Genomic DNA, 3,714 nt, shown 5'->3' on the forward strand with positions numbered 1-3,714 from the left:
GATCGATCGCAAGACCAGCCGATCGATTTGCCATGCCGTGGGCGAACGGCTGCAGCAACACCTCCGCCCGCTGGAATCCGAACTCCCCTCCCATCTGGCAGATCTGATGAATGAACTGCGCAAACAGGACGCCGGCGGCCGCCAAATGCTTCCGAATTAGGCCCTATTGCGGTACCAGCCGCCGCGCAGCCTCCATTTCGCGCAATTAACGGGTTGCGTTTTGGGACGGCACCGGTGAAAAGCCCGCATGCTTTCAATCACCGATATCTCGGTCCGGATTGCCGGACGGCTTTTGATCGACAACAGCTCGGTTCAAATCGTGCCCGGCGCACGCGTGGGTTTTGTCGGCCGCAATGGCGTCGGTAAATCGACGCTGTTCCATGCGATCCGTGGCGAGCTGCCGACCGAAACCGGTTCCATCTCGATCCCCCCGCGCTGGCGTATCGGCAGTCTCGCGCAGGAAGCGCCCGACGGCCCCGAGAGCTTGATCTCGGTCGTGCTGAAGGCCGACCTGGAGCGCGACGCGCTGCTGGCCGAAGCCGAGACCGCGCACGACCCTTCGCGAATCGCCGACATCCAGACCCGGCTCGTCGACATCGACGCGCATTCGGCGCCGGCCCGCGCCGCCGCGATCCTCAGCGGCCTTGGATTTTCCACCGCCGACCAGGCGAGATCCTGTTCGGAGTTTTCCGGCGGCTGGCGCATGCGCGTCGCACTGGCGGCCACATTGTTTTCGGCGCCCGATCTTCTGCTGCTGGACGAGCCCACCAACTACCTCGACCTCGAAGGCACGCTGTGGCTCGAGGATCATCTGGCGAACTATCCGCGCACGGTGATCGTCATCAGCCATGACCGTGACCTGCTCGACACCTCGGTCGACCAGATCCTGCACCTCGATCGCACCAAGCTGACGCTCTACAAGGGCACCTACTCGTCGTTCGAGGAGCAGCGCGCCACCCGCGAGATGCTCGACGCCAAGCATGCCAAGCGGCAGATGGACGAACGCAAGCGGCTGCAGGCCTTTGTCGATCGCTTCAAGGCCAAGGCCTCGAAAGCCCGCCAGGCGCAGTCGCGCGTCAAGATGCTGGAACGGATGAAGCCGGTCACAGCACTTGTGACGCAGGACGTGCGCGAAATTTCCTTTCCGGTGCCGGAGAAAATGCTGTCGCCGCCGATCATCGCGGTCGACAACGTCTCGGTCGGCTACGACCCGAAGAAACCGGTGCTCAACCGCGTTACCCTGCGCATCGACACCGACGACCGCATCGCTTTGCTCGGCTCCAACGGCAACGGCAAGTCGACGCTGGTCAAGCTGCTGGCCAACAAGCTGGCGCCGTTCTCCGGTCACGTCACCCGCGCCGAAAAGCTGTCGGTCGGCTATTTCGCGCAGCACCAGGTCGACGAACTCAATCTCGACGGCTCGCCCTACGATCACGTCCGCAAGCTGATGCCGGACGCCACCGAAACCAAGGTGCGCGGGCGCACCGGCGCGATCGGCTTTTCCGGCAAGGCCGGCGACACCAAGGTGAAAAGCCTGTCGGGCGGCGAAAAAGCGCGGTTGCTGCTGGGACTGGCGACCTTCTTCGGTCCCAACATGATCATTCTCGACGAGCCGACCAACCATCTGGACATCGACAGCCGCGCGGCCCTTGCCGAAGCGATCAACGAATATCCCGGCGCCGTCATCATGGTCTCCCATGACCGCTATCTGATCGAGGCCTGCGCCGATCAATTATGGGTGGTCGCCGATCACGCGGTCACCCCCTATGACGGCGACCTCGACGATTACCGCCGCATGGTGCTGTCGGCGCGCGGCATGCGCACCAATTCGCGCGACCGGGGCGATAATGATCGCGGCGACGGCCGCGACAAGCCCGCGCGCAACAAGGGCGAGAAGCGCATCCCGCTGAAGCAGAAAATATCGGATGCCGAGGCCGAGATCGCGCGCATCAACGGCATCATTTCCAAGATCGACACCGCGCTGGCGCTGCCGGATCTGTTCAAGCGCGATCCCAAGCAGGCGGCCCAGCTCGGCAAGGCACGGGCCGGCGCCCAGAGCGCGCTGCAGCGCGCCGAGGAAGAATGGCTGGCGGCAAGCTCGCAATATGATCAGGCGACCGGCTGAGCCGGTTCACGGCGTGCGGACCAGCATCAGGTCGCGGCCGGCTTCTTCTTCGGTTTCGCCGTTCGCGGCGGCGGGGCCGGTTCGGCGCCGCGCTCGATCGAGCTCAGGCGGCCCGCGGTGAAGGTGTAGATTCCAGCGCGCTGCCCGCGCGAATAGTTGACCACCGCCACGCGGTCGCCGCGCGCATTGTTCGAGAGGTTGACGCTATCGGGTACGCCGATGCCGCGCACGACGTCGCATTCGGTATGGCCGAGCGCGACGGTTCCCCGGGTCGAGGGCACCGGCGCGCCGGCCGCGCCGTCGGTCAGGGCGTTGGCATCCGAACCCGGAGGCGCCATGCCCGGACAGCCGCCATCGGCGCTCACCAGATCTTCCGCCGTCACCGGCTTGTCGGGGGTCAGGGGCAACGTCTCGATCGAAACGTTCCTGATGAACAGCCTGCCGGAACGGGAAAACCATTCCGCGTCTTTCGACAGGAGATCGGAGCCCGACTGGAACGCGCTCGTGCAGCCCGCCATCAGGGGGGCCAGCAGGAGCAACGCCAGCAGGCGTTTGCGATGAAGGTTTTTGTCTCGCACGATTGACCGAATTCCCAACCCTGTCGTCTAAGCGGTTGTCCCACCATCACTTTGCGGCATGAGCGTGACTATGTCCAAGCCCACGGGGCCGACACCCGCCGAAACCGAAGATTATCATTAATTGCCGTATATCGCTAATTCCGCCGCTGCCACCGGCCGCGCTCGTCGGCCTGCCAGTAGGTGACCTCGAACCCCCGCGACTTGCAGTCGGTCCAGGCCCCCCGCGCAGCGCCGAGCGCGTTGTCGTCGTCGCCATTGAAGACCAGAACCAGGCGGTCGTAGGCCTCGCAATCCGCCGGCAGCGCGGCGCTGTCGATCAGAAACCTCACATTGGCCCGGTTCGGGTTGCCCTCCTCCACCGCCAGCAGGATCGGCTGATCCTCAGCGTCGGCCGCGCGCCAGGTGGCGTGCGGCAGGAACGAATCGTCGCGATAGGTCCACAGATGGGCGTCGAGCGCGTCCGCGCGCTCTTCCGATGTCGATTGCACCACCACCCGCCAGCCGCGCTCCAGCGACTTCTCCAGCAACGGTGGCAGCACGTTCTCGAGCAACATGTCCTGCAGATGGTAGAACAGAACTTCCGTCATCGGATTTCAGCTATTCCTCGGTTATTTCTTGCCTTCGTAGTACTCCGCCACCAGCCGCTCCAGCAGACGCACGCCATAGCCCGAGCCCCAGCTGTGATTGATCTCGGACTTCGGCGCACCCATCGCGGTTCCCGCGATATCGAGATGCGCCCACGGCGTGTCGTCGACAAAGCGCTGCAGGAACTGGGCGGCGGTGATCGAACCGCCATTGCGGACGCCGGCGTTCTTCACATCGGCGAACTGCGAATCGATCTGCTTGTCGTATTCGGGGCCCAGCGGCATGCGCCACACCCGTTCCCCGGTCTCAAGTCCGACCTTGGTCAGCCGTTCGGCCAGTTCGTCGTTGTTGGAAAACATGCCGGCATATTCGGTGCCGAGCGCCACCATGATGGCGCCGGTCAGCGTTGCCAGGTCGACCATGAAT

The 3,714-nt window shown here is 64.4% G+C and carries 3 protein-coding genes and 1 pseudogene; 1 reads left to right on the top strand and 3 read right to left on the bottom strand.

Going from position 1 to position 3,714, the window contains the following annotated elements:
• The first annotated feature begins 247 nt into the window (after positions 1-247).
• Positions 248-2,125 (top strand): ABC-F family ATP-binding cassette domain-containing protein, encoded by a 1,878-nt coding sequence (locus Q7T45_RS14765; RefSeq protein ID WP_304871684.1) that lies wholly within the window; start codon positions 248-250, stop codon positions 2,123-2,125.
• 26 nt (positions 2,126-2,151) lie between these two features.
• On the opposite strand, the gene Q7T45_RS14770 is transcribed toward Q7T45_RS14765, so the two are convergent.
• The 3 genes and pseudogenes from Q7T45_RS14770 to Q7T45_RS14780 all read right to left on the bottom strand — a co-directional run.
• Positions 2,152-2,703 carry a hypothetical protein gene (locus Q7T45_RS14770; protein ID WP_370691278.1) on the bottom strand — a complete coding sequence of 184 codons (552 nt, stop codon included), beginning with the start codon at positions 2,701-2,703 and terminating at the stop codon, positions 2,152-2,154.
• 134 nt (positions 2,704-2,837) lie between these two features.
• Positions 2,838-3,290: a DNA polymerase III subunit chi gene (locus Q7T45_RS14775; protein WP_304871685.1), complete on the bottom strand. Its 453-nt coding sequence runs from the start codon at positions 3,288-3,290 to the stop codon at positions 2,838-2,840.
• Between the two features lie 21 nt (positions 3,291-3,311).
• Positions 3,312-3,714, bottom strand: a pseudogene (locus Q7T45_RS14780) (leucyl aminopeptidase); the annotation flags it as partial.

This window comes from Bradyrhizobium sp., assembly GCF_030646015.1.
In the GTDB taxonomy this organism is placed as follows: Bacteria; Pseudomonadota; Alphaproteobacteria; order Rhizobiales; family Xanthobacteraceae; genus Bradyrhizobium.

What these genes read in the sequence shown, in the direction of transcription:
- Q7T45_RS14765 (WP_304871684.1), top strand. Translation starts at nt 248, where the DNA reads ATGCTTTCAATCACCGATATCTCGGTCCGGATTGCCGGACGGCTTTTG.
- Q7T45_RS14775 (WP_304871685.1), bottom strand. Translation starts at nt 3,290, where the DNA reads ATGACGGAAGTTCTGTTCTACCATCTGCAGGACATGTTGCTCGAGAAC.